Origin of the sequence: Mannheimia granulomatis (assembly GCF_011455695.1) — a bacterium.
GTDB lineage: Bacteria > Pseudomonadota > Gammaproteobacteria > Enterobacterales > Pasteurellaceae > Mannheimia > Mannheimia granulomatis_A.
Genome location: NZ_CP015030.1, coordinates 2,144,522 through 2,162,392, shown reverse-complemented (window position 1 = coordinate 2,162,392; position 17,871 = coordinate 2,144,522). Strand labels below are relative to the sequence as shown.

General features: G+C 39.1%; 11 protein-coding genes. 3 read left to right on the top strand and 8 right to left on the bottom strand.

Annotation, left to right across the window (positions count from 1 at the left end; translation table 11 throughout):
* Window positions 1-51: 51 nt before the first annotated feature.
* From A4G16_RS10415 to xylF, 8 genes are all read right to left on the bottom strand, one after another.
* Window positions 52-2,601 carry a TonB-dependent receptor domain-containing protein gene (locus A4G16_RS10415; protein WP_165889786.1) on the bottom strand — a complete coding sequence of 850 codons (2,550 nt, stop codon included), beginning with the start codon at window positions 2,599-2,601 and terminating at the stop codon, window positions 52-54.
* 325 nt (window positions 2,602-2,926) lie between these two features.
* A complete protein-coding gene (locus A4G16_RS10410; protein WP_420704471.1) occupies window positions 2,927-5,746 on the bottom strand; it encodes a lactoferrin/transferrin family TonB-dependent receptor in 2,820 nt (939 codons plus the stop codon).
* Window positions 5,747-5,802: 56 nt separating this feature from the next.
* Window positions 5,803-7,548: a transferrin-binding protein-like solute binding protein gene (locus A4G16_RS10405; RefSeq protein ID WP_165889784.1), complete on the bottom strand. Its 1,746-nt coding sequence runs from the start codon at window positions 7,546-7,548 to the stop codon at window positions 5,803-5,805.
* Window positions 7,549-7,700: 152 nt separating this feature from the next.
* On the bottom strand, window positions 7,701-8,699 hold the full coding sequence (gene gntR, locus A4G16_RS10400) for a gluconate operon transcriptional repressor GntR (RefSeq protein ID WP_165889783.1): 999 nt from the start codon (window positions 8,697-8,699) through the stop codon (window positions 7,701-7,703).
* Between the two features lie 94 nt (window positions 8,700-8,793).
* A complete protein-coding gene (locus A4G16_RS10395; RefSeq protein ID WP_165889782.1) occupies window positions 8,794-9,954 on the bottom strand; it encodes a XylR family transcriptional regulator in 1,161 nt (386 codons plus the stop codon).
* A gap of 135 nt (window positions 9,955-10,089) precedes the next feature.
* Window positions 10,090-11,217 carry a sugar ABC transporter permease gene (locus A4G16_RS10390; RefSeq protein ID WP_165889781.1) on the bottom strand — a complete coding sequence of 376 codons (1,128 nt, stop codon included), beginning with the start codon at window positions 11,215-11,217 and terminating at the stop codon, window positions 10,090-10,092.
* Window positions 11,218-11,220: 3 nt separating this feature from the next.
* Window positions 11,221-12,735: a D-xylose ABC transporter ATP-binding protein gene (gene xylG, locus A4G16_RS10385; protein ID WP_165889780.1), complete on the bottom strand. Its 1,515-nt coding sequence runs from the start codon at window positions 12,733-12,735 to the stop codon at window positions 11,221-11,223.
* A gap of 61 nt (window positions 12,736-12,796) precedes the next feature.
* Window positions 12,797-13,798, bottom strand: coding sequence for a D-xylose ABC transporter substrate-binding protein (gene xylF, locus A4G16_RS10380; protein WP_165889779.1), 1,002 nt, complete (start codon window positions 13,796-13,798; stop codon window positions 12,797-12,799).
* Between the two features lie 244 nt (window positions 13,799-14,042).
* Here xylF and xylA point away from each other — a divergent pair, with 244 nt between their 5' ends.
* From xylA to A4G16_RS10365, 3 genes are all read left to right on the top strand, one after another.
* Window positions 14,043-15,362, top strand: a complete 1,320-nt coding sequence (gene xylA / locus A4G16_RS10375) for a xylose isomerase (RefSeq protein ID WP_165889778.1) — start codon at window positions 14,043-14,045, stop codon at window positions 15,360-15,362.
* Window positions 15,363-15,445: 83 nt separating this feature from the next.
* The gene (gene xylB, locus A4G16_RS10370; RefSeq protein WP_165889777.1) at window positions 15,446-16,891 is read left to right on the top strand and encodes a xylulokinase; all 1,446 of its coding nucleotides are present in this window, start codon (window positions 15,446-15,448) and stop codon (window positions 16,889-16,891) included.
* A gap of 461 nt (window positions 16,892-17,352) precedes the next feature.
* Window positions 17,353-17,841 carry a toxin-activating lysine-acyltransferase gene (locus A4G16_RS10365; RefSeq protein ID WP_165889776.1) on the top strand — a complete coding sequence of 163 codons (489 nt, stop codon included), beginning with the start codon at window positions 17,353-17,355 and terminating at the stop codon, window positions 17,839-17,841.
* Window positions 17,842-17,871: the final 30 nt, after the last annotated feature.

The window sequence follows — 17,871 nt, the reverse complement described above, 5'->3', positions numbered from 1 at the left end:
TTGAGATATTTGTCTAACTCTCAAGAATAGATTTATTTTAGCTTTTTGTTATTAGAATTTATAATTTAAACTTAATATTGCAGTTCTCCCTCTTGCATAGTTATTAAATACAGATATATATTTATCACCAAAATCTAAATTAAAGATAGTCTGGCTAGCAGAGTCATTATTCGCATCAAGAGGATCAATATATTTCTTATTAAATGCATTTTGTAACTCGCCTTTGATCACTAAATTTTTTATCGGCTCATAGCTAATATAAAAATCAAAAATGAGAGGTTGCTTTGGCATTATTTCATCACGTCTTAGCGTTTCTTTCTCAATTGTACTGTTTGGATAGAGAATATTAATAAATTTTCCGCTAGCTCGTCGGCTTTTACCGTAATACTTCATTAATCCGCCAATTTGCATTTTCTGATCAAACCAACGAGTTCCTAATTCTAATGAAGCGTAATCTCTCGGTAACACAGAAATTTTGCTTGCTCCAAATCCTTGCTCATTAAATTCGCTGTTAGAAGCTGAATCCACTCTCGCACTTGCATCAGTAAATGAAATAGGCTGGTTATTACGTTGATATGCATAAGCTAAATTAGTATAGAACCATCCTGTGTCATAGCTTACTTCTAACTCAAAACCTTTCATTCGTACTTTTTCATCATAGTTTTTATGATAAATGGTTCTTCCTCTAACCTCACTTGGAGCTGCTCTACTCACATTAAATATATGATCTTTTACATGGGTTCTATACACTAAAGCTTTAAAACCTATTTTATCATTATCAGTAAAAAGACTTTCTTTAAAACCGTTAAAGCCAACTTGTATTGTTTTTGCTTGCTCAGGTTTTAAATTAGTATTTACTCCATAATCACCAATAGTTGAAAAAAATATTTCTTTAATATTTGGTACGCGATGTGTTTTTGAATAACTAATAAACGGCGTAAATAGCTCATGAATGTACGCAGATAAAGTTGCCGAATAATTTACTAAACGATGTTTTCCTTTACTTTCTATCGGGATATTTTTATCTGCACATTTAAGCTCACCAAAGTCAGGATCATCGGGAAAATCTGCATCTGGAATATATGTACAATACTGTTTTTTCAGCGATTCTAACTGACTTAATACCTCATTTGCCTCTTTATATTTTCTTTGCTTATTGAGCATGTTTTGTTCTTGCTTAAGTTCATCAATATAGAAAGGTAAATATTTAAATCGCTTCCCTTTAAATCGACTTAGATTAATATTTGCATTCATATCCAATGCGAATATCCCGTAAGTCAGATTATTATCTAAATAAAAGGTATTAAATCTTTGCTCACCATCAGGTTGAAACGTTGAACTATAAAGGCTTTTACGAACGGCTCCAATCCCGATAGTATCGTTATCTTCATTAGTCTCTCCATTTTCTAAGTTGAAATTCAACTCAGCCGGATGGCGATTTTTGTAATAACGATTCTCTAAATGATTAAAACCAAATGTTGTTGCTAATTCACTATCTCTAAATAATTGCATTCTAAAAGTATTAGATAAATTGATAGTTTTTGCTTTATTTTCAACATTCAACTTATCTAACAAATATTTATTATTAACTTTTGCTCCAGATTGATAGTGCTGTTTACCATTATTTTGCGCATATAATAATTTGAAATCTAACCAGTTAGAATCAGGCTGATGAAAATTATAATTTAATTGATAATTTTGATTTTTTAGATCCCGTCCGGCAAGTTTACTTTGATAATCGCGGTAAGAAAAACTCACACTTTGAAATTCTGTACCAAACTCCAATTTAGCCAATTGGCTTACTGGCTTTTGCTTTAAATGTGCAGCATTAAATGGAGAAGTTGTACTATTAGCAATATCATCTTCATCCTTTAATTTCGAAAGATCAATTGAACTCTCAGTCACTCGTCTACCGCCACCGATTTTATAATCTTGAGAAATTTTCCGCCAACTATAACCATACAAACCACCAAACCAGACCTTATCGCTTAATTGATATCTTGCTCCCAACATTCCCATGTAATTAGGACCAATTGCATTGTTACCAAAGGTCATTTTAGTTATTCCACCTATCGAATGTCCTTTTTCAACTAGATCCTTTAGGCTGATGGTTCTAAAATTTGCGGATCCTAATAGAGCGTTACCGCCACTTGCACCACTAAATGTGCCTCTTTCAAAATCAACACCAACTAAAAATGCCGGATCAATGTAAGCGCCAAATTGTGAAGTGCCTCCAGCTCGACCGCCATCGTCAGTAGAGCTAGCATAAAATGTTTGACTTACACCATCAATCATCGTATTTGCACGTCCAAATCCTGTTGCACCACGGATATTGACTGATACTGTTCCTTGCGATTTATCCATTTGAGTAAAAGCTCCCGGCACAGATCGTACAATACTGTCCAAACTTTGGTTAGACTCCATAATTTTATCGCGTGAACTAATTGCTCCTGTTTTGATAAATACTTTATCGATTTCCTTAAATGCTTGAGTTTTTACCTCAATTACATCAAGAGTCGCAGTTTCTTGTGCTTTTGCCTGCTCCAAAACTATCGGAAAAGCACACACGATAAGGTTAAACACATTTTTTCGTGCATTCATTGTTGTTGGTCTCCTAAAACACAATGCTAGTAAAGGTTAAAAATGCAACTCATAACCATAAAGAAAATATGGTCTAAGACGCGAAAGGGAGTATAGCAAAATGCCCTAAAAACACAACATAAATGAAAATGAGAATCTATAATTGAATAGTCAAAATAATATTATTTAATACGGAGATAAATATTTAGAAAAGTATTAAAAAAGAAGGCTAACAAATAACTATACTTGTTCTTATAACAAGCTTTATACAACTTAAATCAATAGGACCGATTCAGAGAATATATCCCAGAATCAGCCCTATTAAAAAACATTTAAGGTGTATTAATTAAAACTTCATTTCAAACGCGACACTGAAATTGCGCCCTGGTGCAGCAAAACGGGTATAGTTGCTGCCAAGATCTTGATTAACCGCATTGACGGTAGATTGACGCACGCTTTCCCAGGTGCTGTATTTACGGTTAGTGAGGTTATAAATCCCTGCACGCAAAGTGAAGGCTTTATAAGTCACAAAACCAGTCAGATCGTGGGTGTACCAAGAACGAGTAACTTTACCGGCTAACTTGACAGTATGGTTGCCTAGGTGGCGTGAACCTTCTAATTCGCTACTTAATTTCGCTTTGGAGTATATCGTGACAGTACCAATACCCCATTTTCCTTCAGGATCTTCATAACCAAAACCAATCACATAACGCCCCGGTTGAACCGCATCTAATGTTGGGTCATTCGTGTAGGTAAAGCCCGGCAGAATCTCCCGTTTTTTGACTTTAACGCGGTTGTAAGCAAGAGAGGAATAAAAACCATCAGGCACTAATGAGAGAATTCCATGTAAATCAAATTTTGCTGCCAATGCTACACCATTTAATGCCACATTTTGTGTATTGTGGAAATTGCTGACACAACCAACACCACTAGCATTAATTTTACAGCTTTCTGCAATTAGGTTGCGGTAGTGATTACGGAAATAGCTAACATCAAAATAACCAAAGTTGCCTTTAAAGCTTACCCCAAACTCATGGTTAGTAGATTTCTCCGGCGCTAATGTACGATTTTGGTGATCTTTGTTAGTTAGTTCATTGCGGCTACCACTCTGCTCACGTTTACCAAATAATTCGTAGAATGCCGGCACACGGAAGCCATTAGAAATACGGTAAGATATCCCAATATTTTCGGTCGGTTTAACTGTAATACCCGCATTCCAGGACCAGTTACGGTAACTGCTGCTGATTGTCCAATCATCTTTAGATTTAAAACGATGTTGATCAAAACGGATACCTAAACCTAAATCAAGGTATTGGCTGGTCATTAAATCACGTAAAGTGATAAAACGGTTATGACCGGTGATATGGCGTGGATCGCAGTTTGTCACAGAAACACTGTTTGAATTACAAACGTGATAAGTTTGTAATGAGCGAGGTTTGCGTTGAAATATATCAGGCTGAGTGAGAGTACCCCTTCCTGATCCCACTCGCTCATAACCTGCTTGGGTATGAATGATATACCAATCGCCATGATTCATCGTTGAGTTAAAGTGGTCCACACCAAGACCTAAATGGAATTTATGTTTACTTTGCAACAGCTTTTCTGTCTCGACAGCTTTACTCAATTCTAACCGAATAATATTGTGCTTCTCGGTATAGTTATTTCGCTCGGTTTCATACATTGACCAAGGTTTATCAAGACTTGGACGGCAGTTTTTATCTACCACAGGATATTCACTACAATGAAGTGAATGGACACGACTATTTAAGTGGATATGTTGGTTATCCCATTTGAGTTCTGCTTTATCAATCCATTTCGCCAGCACCGCATGTTGTGGTTTGAATTCATAGTTTAAGCCGACACGTTTCTTCTCATGGCGCTCATCAAAGAATTTTGCTCGGCTATATCTCGCTCCATATAAGCGACCTGCACCACGGCTAAACACAAATGCATCCAGCAGATTACCTCGCTCATTTGCTCCAGAGTTTTTTAAACTCAAGGCATCATTTTTATCAATATCTGCAGCAGTAAAATAGCTTGGCGTTTGCATATCACGAACGTCATAACGCTGCTTGGTATTTTCTAATACACCACCTAAATAATGTGATTCATTAAAACGGTAGCCCATTTTAAGGAAAATCGAACGGCTACGATAATCCAGCGGATTTGGAGCAATACGCTCCTTGCCAGTATATTCGTTGGCGGATAATGTTTCTTTGCGATACGGCATTTGATCGTATTGCTTCTGCTCTTTCTCTGAATAAGCCGGTGAGGTTCTTGGTGAGAACGGGATACGGTTTGGATTCACATTGGCCTGCGGCTCGCAGTTTAGTGCCGGACAGTCATCTTTAATTAAAAAGAACCTACCACCCGGTTTATCCAATGTACTATTAGAACGTAAGTCATAGCGGTTTTCGTAGCCGGTTAGGCGTTCGATTGAATGCGAATGTTGGTGAGCAGCAGGGTGAATTTTCGTCTCTTTACCTCGGCGTTCCGTAGCAATCAATAATGCTTCAAAGCCTCCGGCTTGACCTGCTGCAGCAATAGATTGAACAAACTGGCTGTTTTTACTGGCATAGGCGGTTTTACTATCTAAGCCCCAGTTTTGTCCCTCTTTAATGATATCTTGAGCATCTTTAGTGCGAAAACCGACTGCTCCACCTAATGCACCTGAGCCATACTCTGCCGAACTAGCCCCTTTACTGAGTTCAATAGAACGAATATTTTCATATTCAATCTCATTGATTGCACCACCATTGGCTTGTGATGCCAAGGTTTTATACGATTGTGCCTGCGGCAAGCCATCAACCAACATCGCCACACGGTTTTTATCTACACCACGTATCGCATAGCCACTGCTTGCACCACGTCCCTGCTCCACGACAGAAATGCCCGGGTCGTAACGGGTTAAATCACGAATACCGAGAATTTGATTCTTACTCATCTCCTCATAATTTTTAACCACTTTGCCTAAACCTGTAACTTCGTTTTGACGCTCATGAGCATAACGGCTTTCGGTAACAACTACTTCATCCAACACGGCAATATCGCTATTTTCTGCCTTCTCTGCTGCAATGCTATATTGGTGAGTAAGTGTAAACAGAATCGCTAACGCAACAGGCGAATAGCGAAAATGATGCTCTTTCATTAAGTAGATCTCCTTTATTTGCTTTTGTAAATTTTTATTAAAAATGCACCGCTTGTAAGCAAACGGGCTCCTTATTATTGTTCTACTTGGCGTTTGCCCCCAAAGGTAATGCTAACTTTATCCTGATTAGCTTCGGCACTATGTACCACTCCGCCCAGTTCTGCCGCATTTTTACCGTAAAAACCGCCAGAGAATGGCGCATTTAAGTGTACAACTGTCCCACCTGCTGTGCTGCCCGGGTCAATATTAAAGCCGTCTGCACCGGTTTTTGCCGTACCTGTAAAGCCATTACCTTGAATTTTACCGTCTAAACTAAGCATCGGGCGATCATCTACGCCATTGTTAGCAATCAGTTTACCTTTGATCGATTTATCACCGAAATCGACATCAAACAAAGCCCGGGTGCCACCATCTTTATTACTTGGAGAATCGCCACCGCGCTTACCGTCTTTTGAGTCAATCACCCCATTCCAAGTACCTCTATAGTGTGCTTTGCCGGAAGGAAGATCTTTTACTGCAGTACGTTCACCAACTAAGTATTGATAGCCATCGCGACTTCCTTCCTGTTCGTAAGTACCGAATTTCACATAGTCTAAATTGTTACAGCAGACGGTGATTTTATAATTTTTACCACCGATATTGCGGGTAATGGCATCATCAAAAGCCATTTCAGAGAATGAACTTTTACCGTCGGCTAGTAACGGAACCTGTCTACCGCCGATCACCAGATGAGTAGCCCGCCCGAAGGTATCTAAATCGGTTTTGCTTAAATCGGATAAACGGACTTTCACTGCATCAAAAGCTTGCTCGGCATCACCATCTTTGCTATCACGTTTGCCGGCAAAAACTACAAAAATAGATTTATCATCAGCTAAGAATTTTCCTGCCAGTTCTTGTGCGTTATTGCCGAAAAAGCCACCTTCGAGAGAATTCGAATCTTTCCCAAAATAAGGATCATTCGCATTTTTTGCCTTCGCTTTCCCAATAAAACGATTGCCTTTAATGTTTGCTTCTACGCTATAAATATCGGTTACTTCTTGCGAACCATCAGGTTGAACATAACTGTTTTTAGTGAGCGTACCGGTCATCTTTTTGTTGCTAAAATCGACCTCAAAGCGACTAGTATGACCAACAGGTTTTTGGGGATCATCTACGTTTACTCGATTATTTTCAGAAGTTGCACCATAGCGATTACCTGCTCCATCAGAGAAATAATTTGCGGCTCCACTACTCCGTGTTCTAGCATCCGTCGTAAAATCCCAATAGCCGTTATAAGTTGCAGTTTGAGTTGGCAGGGCTTTTGCAGGTTGTTCACCAATATAATAAACATAACCTGTTGGACCATTACGTAGCACTCTCGGGGTACGACTAACTTCTGTTTTTGCGCCAAAATGCAATAAATACCCAGAACGCACAAAGTCTAAATTACGCTGATGATGCAATTTTTTATTATCGTGGGTATGAATAAAGTCTTCATCATTACTGCCATAACCTCGAACTTCATCTTCATAAGGTAATTTATTTAATGGACCTGATATAGAAAGGATTTCACCAATTTCTTCTGGCTGAGTCGGGGAAAATTGATTGCGGCGAGGGATTTTTGTGGCATAACCTAAACCTGGTTGAGTCAAGGCATTGGCTTCAGCTTCAGTGACTTTACGACGAGGTGTGGAGTCATCATCAGCATATTTAGGCTTGTATTCAGCCTTTTTTTCTGTATTTTGCTTAACTGAATCAACATCAAAGCCTCCACCATTACTGGAGCAGGCGGCAAGAAAAGCAATATTAATTAGAATAAAACTCTGCTTTAATTTAAACATTTTCAAAATCTCCTTTAAAAAATGAAAATCATTCTCATGATAATGCAAATTTAATTTAAAGAGAATTAAATAATGTAAATTATTATAATTTTTTTATGGTTATTAGGAGTAATTAGCAGTACAAGTGAGTAAATTACGCAAAAAGCTGCTTATTACACACTCTCGCCCAAATATATTTGGTATCCCAAATTGATAATTGTGCTCTGCTGTGGCACGCCATTTAAACGTTTCAACAATTCGGTTGCTGCTACTCGACCAATTTCTAAACGAGGAGTGATGACACTCGCCAGCTGTGGTGTGAGCGATTGCCCGACATCATGCCCATGAAAACCGGCAATTTTAATCTGCTTTGGTACAGCAATACCTAACCTCTGGCACTCAAACAAGGCACCAATGGCTAAGTCGTCATTAGTACAGAAAATTCCATCGATTCCAGGAAACTGCACCAATGCTTGCTGTAACTGCTTCGCTCCCAATGTAAACGAGGAATGTTCTTCTGTTGTAATGCTATTTGGTACTAAACCATTCTTTTGCATCGCATAAGCATATCCCTGCATTTTAAGCTGCGAGCGTTTATCCATTCTCGCCCCAAAATAGACAATATGCCTGCTACCGCGAGCAATCATAGCCTCCACCATTGCCTGTGCTGCAGAAAAATTATCAAAACCGACCGCTTGCTGAATACCAATTTCGCTACTGTCCATAATTTCTATCACCGGAATATGCGCTACTTCCAACATTTTTAATGTGCGAGGAGAATGATGATTTTCCGATAGAATAATGCCATCGATATGATAAGAAAGCAGAGATTCAATCCGCTGTTCTTCTTTTTTCTCACTATAGCCATAGTGAGCCAACATAGTTTGATAGCCAGCCTCATCGGTGATTTGTTCAATTCCTTTAATCACATCTGCAAAAACCTGATTGGTTAAAGACGGCACTAACACACCAATTGCCCGGCTCTTCGCATTTGAAAGGATATCCGGTGTACGATTAGGAATATAACCAAACTGTTCGATAGCTTCAGCAATTTTTGCACCGGTATCTCTGGCAACTGTATTAGGATCACGTAAATAACGGCTCACTGTCATTTTAGTAATGCCGAGATGAATCGCGATATCTTGTAGTGTCGGGCGTTTAGGTTTGGTCATTTGCTTGGATAAGTTTACAAAATTGAAGTTAACCGATTATAACTGAAGTTTAAAAAGCAAACGTAAATTTTTCCAAAAAAATGACCGCTTGTTGTTATTCATCCCTAAATTCTTTTGGTGTTTTACCAAACTCTTTTTTGAATACCGCATAAAAATATTGTAACGACGGATAACCACAAACATGAGCTATTTCTTGGGTTGGAATATCAGTAAATTTCAACATATATTTTGCTCTGGATAGCTTTTCTTCGTGAATAACTTGATGAACTGTTTTATTCATTTCATCTTTAAAACGCTGTTCGAGATTTGAACGAGAAATTCTTAAATGATCCAAAACCTGCTCTACTTTAATTCCCTGACACGCTCGATGGCGAATAAAATGCATAGCTTGAATCACAGCTGGGTCTTGTAAAGATCGGTAATCTGTTGAACGGCGTTCTTCTACTTTAAGTGGTGGGATAAGAATTGGTTTTTGTGAAACAGGGAAATTATTTAATTTACGATGTAGCAGCTTAGCAGCATGATAGCCGATTTGTGAAGTACCTTGTGTGACGGAAGAAAGCGACACTCGGGAGAGATATTGAATTAGCTCTTCGTTATCAATGCCAATCACACAAAGCTGCTCCGGCACCGCAATTTTTAGGTGTTCACAAGTTTGAAGCAAATGTCTGGCGCGCGCATCAGTTACTGCAATAATGCCTGTGTGGGATGGTAAAGTTTGTAACCATTCTCCTAATTTGGTTTGTAATTCAGTCCAATTATCTGAATGTGCCTGTTCGCCAATATAAAAATTTATCTGATGCTCATATTTTTCCATTAACTGAATAAAAGCATTTTGGCGTTCAATTGCCCAGTGTTTTTCTGTTTCAGCAGGATAACCATAAAAAGCAAATTGATTAATGCCTTTTTGCTTAAGGTGCAAAAAGGCCGTCTCGACCAAAGCGTAATTATCTGTCGCAACATAAGGGAAATTAGGGTAATAATCCGGATTTTGGTATGAACCACCAACAGCAACTATCGGGACATCTATGCCTTTTAATAGCTCAACGGTTTCCTGATCGTCAAAGTCAGCAATAATTCCATCAATAGAGAGGCTTTCAATCGTGTTTTTATGATAGACAAAATCATCTTCTACGAAAATATCCCAAGAACATTGCGAGGCTTGAATAAATTGCCCAATGCCTTGCATAACACCGCGGTCATAAATTTTATTCGCATTAAAAAGCAGGGCGATTTTATAACGTTGCTCTATCATTTAGCCTCCCAACTATTGCCTTAGTGGTTAACTATAAAAGAAAAATCACTTTTTATCAAAACACCAATAAAGAAAAACAAGCGGTCGTTTTTTGCAAATTTTTTACAAAAAATGACCGCTTGCATCAGTGAATAATTAGACTTTTTTCTTGCTGACAGTATCCACCCATACTGCGAGGAGTAAAATCGCCCCTTTTACGATATATTGCCAGAAAGTTGGGACATCAAGCATACTCATTCCGTTATCCAGTAAAGCAATAATAAATGCTCCTATAACAACACCGTAAATTGTACCTATACCACCCGCTAAACTTGCCCCACCAATGACACAGGCAGCAATGGCATCAAGCTCGGCATTTTGCCCTGCTGATGGTGCACCTGCACCAAGTCGGGAGCTTAAAATCAAGCCTGCAATGGCAACTAATAATCCGTTTAAAGCAAAAATGGAGAGTTTGACTTTTTCAACTGCGATACCAGAGAGGCGAGCGGCATCAATGTTACCCCCAATCGCATAAACGTGGCGACCAAAGGCGGTTTTTCGGGCTAAGAATGTACCTGCAATCGATAGTACTACTAGCACTAACACAGGGAATGGCACACCACGGTAGTCATTTAATAAGTAAATTGCACCCAATACAATAATTGCCACAATGCCATATTTGATCGTATCTTTCGGCATAGATGGTACGGTTAAATTGAGTTTTTGTCTGGCTTTACGTTGATAGCTGCCCCAAGCAATAAAGCAGAGAATACCGATTGTGCCTAAAATCATACCGACCATATCAGGCAAGTAGCCTTGACCGATAGTTGTCATCTCTTCGCTGATAGGCGAAACCGTTGTACCGTTAGTCATACCGACTAAGATGCCACGAAACGCCAACATACCTGCAAGCGTTACAATAAAGGACGGTACTTTTTGATAAGCAACCCACCAACCATTCCAAGCACCGATCATTAAACCTAACGACAGGGTAACTAAAATCGTTACAGGCAGAGGCCAGCCCCACCAAACATTACTGATTGCGGCAAATCCTCCTAGTAATCCCATTAGAGAACCGACAGATAAGTCAATTTCTGCCGAGATAATCACGAACACCATACCAATGGCAAGAATACCTGTAATGGAAGTTTGGCGTAACAAGTTAGAAATGTTTCTGGCACTTAAATAGGCACCATCTGTTGCGATTGAGAAAAAGCTCATAATCACCACGATTGCAATCAGCATAATATATACTTGTAAATTAATAGATTTAAACTTGTTCATAAATTACTCCTTGAGTGCCGCTTCCATCACTTTTTCTTGAGTTAAATTCTGGTTGATGAGGTTCGCTTTAATTTTTCCCTCGTGCATTACTAACACACGATCACTAATACCTAATACTTCTGGCAATTCGGAAGAGATCACAATAATCGCCATTCCTTCTTGAGCTAATTGATTGATGAGTTTATAAATTTCATATTTTGCCCCCACATCAATGCCCCGTGTTGGCTCGTCTAAAATTAAAATTTTTGGATTGAGTAGCAAACATTTCGCTAAAATCGCTTTTTGCTGATTACCTCCACTTAACCGCCCAATTGCTAATTCAGGCGATGAGGTTTTCACTTTGAGTTTGGCAATGGATTGGTTAATAATGGTTTCTTCAAGAGGTTCATTTATCACTTTTTTTCCAAAACAAAATTGTGGCAAGGAAGAAAGGGTAATATTTTTACCTACGCCCATAATCGGAATAATGCCGTGTTTTTTGCGATCTTCCGGCACCATAACAATGTGATTTTCAATGGCTTGAGCACAATTTTTGATTTTTATTTTTTGGTTATTGAGATAAATATCTACCTGATATTTGCCTTGATAAGATCCGAAAATACATTGTGCCATTTCAGTTCGTCCTGACCCCACTAAGCCTGCCACGCCTAAAATTTCGCCTTTATGTAGCACAAAATTAGCATTATCTACCCGCTTGATATGCGTATTAGTTGGGTGCCAAGCGGTAATATTTTCAACACGCAAAACTTCTTCGCCAATCTTGTGCGGTTCGTGTGGATATAGCGAGGTAATTTCACGCCCTACCATCATCGTGATAATGTCATCTTCACTCATACCGATTGCCGAACGAGAGCCGATATGTTCACCATCTCGTATCACACAAATTTTGTCGGAAATGGCTTTGACTTCATTCAATTTATGGGAAATATAAACACAAGCAATGTTGTGGGCTTTTAAGTCTTGAATTAAATTAAGCAGAATATCCGTTTCTTTTTCAGTCAGCGAAGCTGTTGGTTCATCTAAAATCAATAAACGCACCTGTTTGTTCAAAGCCTTGGCAATTTCGACTAATTGTTGTTGCCCTAAGCCTAATTCGCCCACTTTTGTATTCGGATCAATATCCAGTTGAACTTGCTCTAACAAGGTTTTACAACGCAGATACATTTCGTTGTCGCAGGTCAATCCCGATTGGGTAATTTCATTACCTAAAAACATATTCTCCAAAATTGACATATTTTTTACTAAGGTCAGCTCTTGGTGAATAATGGAAATGCCTTTTTCTTCGGTATCTTTAATATTTTTAGCAATCAGTTTTTCGCCGGAAAAATAGATTTCCCCTTCATACTCACCGGCAGGATAAATACCACACAATACTTTCATCAAGGTTGATTTACCTGAACCATTTTCACCACACAAAGAAAGTATTTCACCGGTTTCAAGGGAAATTGAAATATTATTTAATGCGACAACCTCACCAAATTTTTTGGTGATGTTCTTCATTTCTAATAATTTCGCCATACTTAGCCCCTATTTTCAAAAATGGCGAGGAAGCCTCGCCATCTCGATAAATTAAAGTGATTTATTTATAGACTGCATCTTTGGTGTGGAAGCCGTCTTTAATCACGGTGTCGTCAATATTTTCTTTGGTTACTACCACAGGCTCTAATAAGTAAGCCTCAACCTCTTTGCTACCATTGTTTAATTTCGCATTGCTTTCAACTTTTTCTTCTTTACCCAGTGCTACAGCAATTTCCGCCGCTTTATCTGCAAGGTTAGTAATTGGTTTATACACCGTCATTGTTTGTGTGCCGGCAATGATACGTTTGATTGCTGCTAAGTCAGCATCTTGACCTGAAATCGCCACTTTGCCCGATAAGCCTTGAGCACTTAATGCTTGGATTGCACCACCTGCGGTTGCATCGTTTGAAGCCACTACCGCATCAATGTTGTTTTTATTTGCGGTTAACGCATTTTCCATAATTTGTAAGGCTTTCTCAGCTAACCAAGAATCCACCCATTGGTCGCCTACTACTTTAATTTTGCCGCTATCAATATGTGGTTGTAACACTTTCATTTGCCCTTGGCGGAATAATTTTGCGTTGTTATCCACAGGTGAACCGCCCATTAAGAAATAATTCCCTTCCGGTTTTTGCTCGATAATGCTTTGTGCTTGTAACTCACCGACTTTTTCATTATCGAATGAAACATAAAAATCGATATCTGCGTTATTAATCAGACGGTCATAAGCTAAAACTTTAACTCCCTCTTTTTTCGCTTCCGCAATCACGTTTGATAATACTTCACCGTTAAACGGAATAATCACTAACACATCAATATCTTTATTTAACATATTCTCAATTTGAGAAATTTGAGCGGTCGCATCACCGTTTGCAGATTGCACAAACACTTTTGCCCCTAAAGCTTCTGCTTTGTTCACAAAAATATCTCTATCTTTTTGCCAACGTTCTAAGCGTAAATCATCGATAGACATACCGATTTTCAGATCTTTGGCAATTGCAGAGTGGCTAAATGCCATTAAGGTGGCGGCAGCAACTGCTAATAATTTGGACTTAAGTTTCATAGTTCACCTCATTGGTTGTAAAAATGATGTTCGAGCCTATTCTCGCTCGCTCAAAGTCTGGGCTGATTTCAAATGAAGTGCAATTATCATATTTCTCAACACTATTACGATTTTTCGCTTTTGTGATCTACGCCACATTAACCAATAATCTAAATCAAAAAACGAAATATCGTAATTGAATGGTTTTGATAATTCTCCGATTATGTTACCGAAAGATTATTTTCCAATTCAGAGGAGCATTATTATGTCTAACTATTTTGACAAAATCTCGAAAGTCCAATTTGAAGGAGCAAACTCAACCAATCCGTTTGCATTCAAACATTACAACCCAAATGAAGTTATTTTAGGCAAAACAATGGCAGAACATCTGCGTTTAGCGGTTTGCTATTGGCACACTTTCTGTTGGACAGGCAACGATATGTTCGGTGTGGGCTCACTTGACAGAAGCTGGCAAAAAAAAGGCGATTTATTACAAGGTGCGAAACAAAAAGCAGAAATTGCGTTTGAATTTTTCCAAAAATTAGGCGTACCGTATTACTGCTTCCACGATGTCGATGTTGCCCCTGAAGGCAACAATTTCAAAGAATATCTCCATAATTTCAACACCATTGTCGATATTTTAGAGCAAAAACAAGCAGAAACCGGCGTGAAATTGCTATGGGGAACGGCAAACTGCTTTACCAATCCTCGCTATATGTCCGGTGCCTCAACCAACCCAAATCCGGAAGTGTTTGCTTGGGCAGCCGCACAAGTCTTCACTGCAATGAACGCAACTCAACGCTTAGGTGGCGAAAACTATGTGTTATGGGGCGGACGTGAAGGTTATGAAACTTTACTGAATACCGATCTCAAACGTGAACGTGAACAAATCGGTCGCTTTATGCAATTAGTGGTAGAGCATAAACATAAAATCGGCTTTAAAGGCACTTTACTCATCGAACCAAAACCACAAGAGCCAACCAAGCACCAATACGACTATGATGTAGCAACCGTTTACGGTTTCTTAAAACAGTTCGGTTTAGAAAATGAAATTAAAATGAACATTGAAGCCAACCACGCTACACTGGCGGGGCATACCTTCCAGCACGAAATTGCAACCGCAACGGCATTAGGCATTTTCGGTTCTATCGACGCAAACCGTGGCGACCCGCAATTAGGCTGGGATACCGACCAATTCCCAAATAGTGTTGAAGAAAATACCTTGGTAATGTACGAAATCTTAAAAGCTGGCGGTTTCACTACAGGCGGTTTCAACTTCGATGCGAAAATTCGCCGCCAAAGTACCGACCCGTATGATTTATTCCACGCACACATCGGGGCAATGGACGTGTTAGCATTGTCTCTAAAACGTGCCGCAAAAATGATTGAAGACCAAGCGTTACAAAAAGTGGTGGATAACCGCTACGCAGGTTGGGATAAAGATTTAGGTCAACAAATTTTAAATGGTAAAACAAGTTTAGAAGATTTAGCGAAAATCGTAGAAACCCAAGGCTTAGACCCAAAACCGATTTCAGGTCAGCAAGAATATTTAGAAAATTTAGTGAATAGCTATATTTATCGTTAATCTACAAGCGGTCGTTTTTTACCAATTGTTTGCAAATTTTCTAAATAAAATGACCGCTTGTATTCAATAACAAAGGAACATCTATGTATATTGGAATTGATCTTGGTACTTCTGGGGTTAAAGTCGTTCTACTTGATGAAGCCCAACACATTGTTGCAATCACCCAAAAGTCTCTCCCTATTTCTCGCCCGCAACCATTATGGTCTGAGCAAGATCCGCAAGATTGGTGGAATGCCACTAACGAGGCTATGCTTGAGCTGGCGAGCCAACAAGATTTAAGTAATGTAAAAGCCATAGGGCTAACTGGGCAAATGCACGGTGCGACCTTGCTAGACAGTGCAGACAACGTGCTTTCGCCTGCTATTTTATGGAATGACGGTCGCAGTTTTGCTGAATGCGACGAGTTGGAAAAATTAGTGCCAAACAGCCGTGAAATCACCGGCAATTTAATGATGCCGGGCTTTACTGCCCCTAAATTACGCTGGGTGGATAAACATCTGCCGAATATTGCCGAAAAAGTCAGCAAAGTATTACTACCGAAAGATTATCTCCGCTTGTTGATGAGTGGCGAATATGCCTCCGATATGTCTGATGCTTCCGGCACAATGTGGTTAGATGTCGGCAAGCGGGATTGGGACACATCTCTTTTGAATGCCTGCGGATTAGACATTGAAAATATGCCAACACTGTTTGAGGGCAACCAAATCACAGGCTATTTACGCAAAGAAATTGCACAACACTGGAAAATGAAATCAGTGCCAATTGTAGCAGGCGGCGGTGATAATGCCGCTGGAGCAATCGGCATTGGCTTATACCAAACAGGGCAAGCGATGCTTTCACTCGGCACTTCAGGGGTTTATTTTGTGGTGAGCGACAAATTCCACGCTAATCCGCAAAAAGCGGTTCACAGCTTCTGCCACGCTTTACCTGATCGCTGGCATTTGATGTCGGTGATTTTAAGTGCGGCATCTTCTGTGGACTGGGCTGCCAAATCCTTAGGCTTTAAAGATGTACCAACCTTATTCCAACAAGTTGAAGCAAACCATACTGCCTCCGATGCGATTTTCTTACCTTATTTATCCGGTGAACGCACACCGCATAACGATCCTTACGCTAAAGGCGTATTCTGGGGTTTAAATCATAACGACAACCAAATCACGATGGCAAAAGCGGTGATTGAGGGCGTAAGTTTCGCCTTAGTTCAAGGAATTGATGTGCTACACGAAACAGGGGTGAATGCAGATAACATCGCCTTAATTGGTGGCGGAGCAAAAAGTGCCTATTGGCGACAATTACTTGCCGATATTAGCGGTAAAACCTTTGAATACCGTACAGGAGGAGATGTCGGTCCGGCTTTAGGGGCGGCAAAACTGGCTCAAATTGCATTAAATCCAAACCAAGATATTGCCGAGTTATGCCAACCATTACCGCTAGAGCAAATCTATCAGCCAAACCCAGCTCACTACTCAGAATATCAAGCTAAACGTGAAAAATTTGCTGAGCTTTATCAGCGATTAAAAGGCTTATAACCATTCAAACAAGCGGTTGCTTTTTTACTCGCTACGCTCGCTCCTTTGGAGCCGTTGGCAAAGCCAACGTTCAAACGCAAGCGTTTGTCGCAAAATTTTGCGGAAAAATGGCCGCTTGTATCACGCCGTTGAAAATAAATCACCATCAAAATGGCGAAAAAACAATCAACACTATCTCCTCTCTCTATCAAATTAATGTCTGAACCAATTTCATTCCGCACTATAACCACATAAATTTTAATGATAAATATATGTTACATTAATTTTAGTATGTTACTATTTTGTTCATTACTAAAACACTTTGTACAAAATGAAAACATTTTGTTTTCCAAATAGCTCATTTAAAAATCGAAAAGCTAAAAATATGCCACATAACAGCAAAAAAACTGGATCTTTACATAAAAAAGATTATATTATTCTGTGCTTTTAACTTAATTCAGAATGATTATCAAATAAAAACCATGAACGAAACTAACTTTAATCTATTAGGAAAAATCACCTGGCTATGGATGAGTTCCCCTTTACACAAAGAATGGAGCAATTCTTTGTTAGCTAGAAATGTCATTCCAGCCATTGAAAATGAACAATATATGCTACTTGTTGATAATGGAATACCCATTGCTTATTGTAGCTGGGCCGATTTAAACCTTGAAACAGAGGTGAAATATATTAAGGATATTGCTTCACTCTCACCTGATGAGTGGCAGTCAGGGGATAGACGTTGGATCATTGATTGGGTAGCACCATTTGGGCATTCACAATTACTTTATGAAAAAATGTGTAATAAATTCCCTGATACTATCGTCAGATCTATACGCTTTTATCCAAAACAGAAAGAACTGGGCAAAATAGCCTACTTCAAAGGAGGTAAATTAGATAGAAAAACAGCGAAAAAACGCTTTGATTCATATCAAAATGAACTCGCAGAAGCATTAAAAAATAAATTTTGATTTTACTAAATATAAAAGGAGACATCCCTT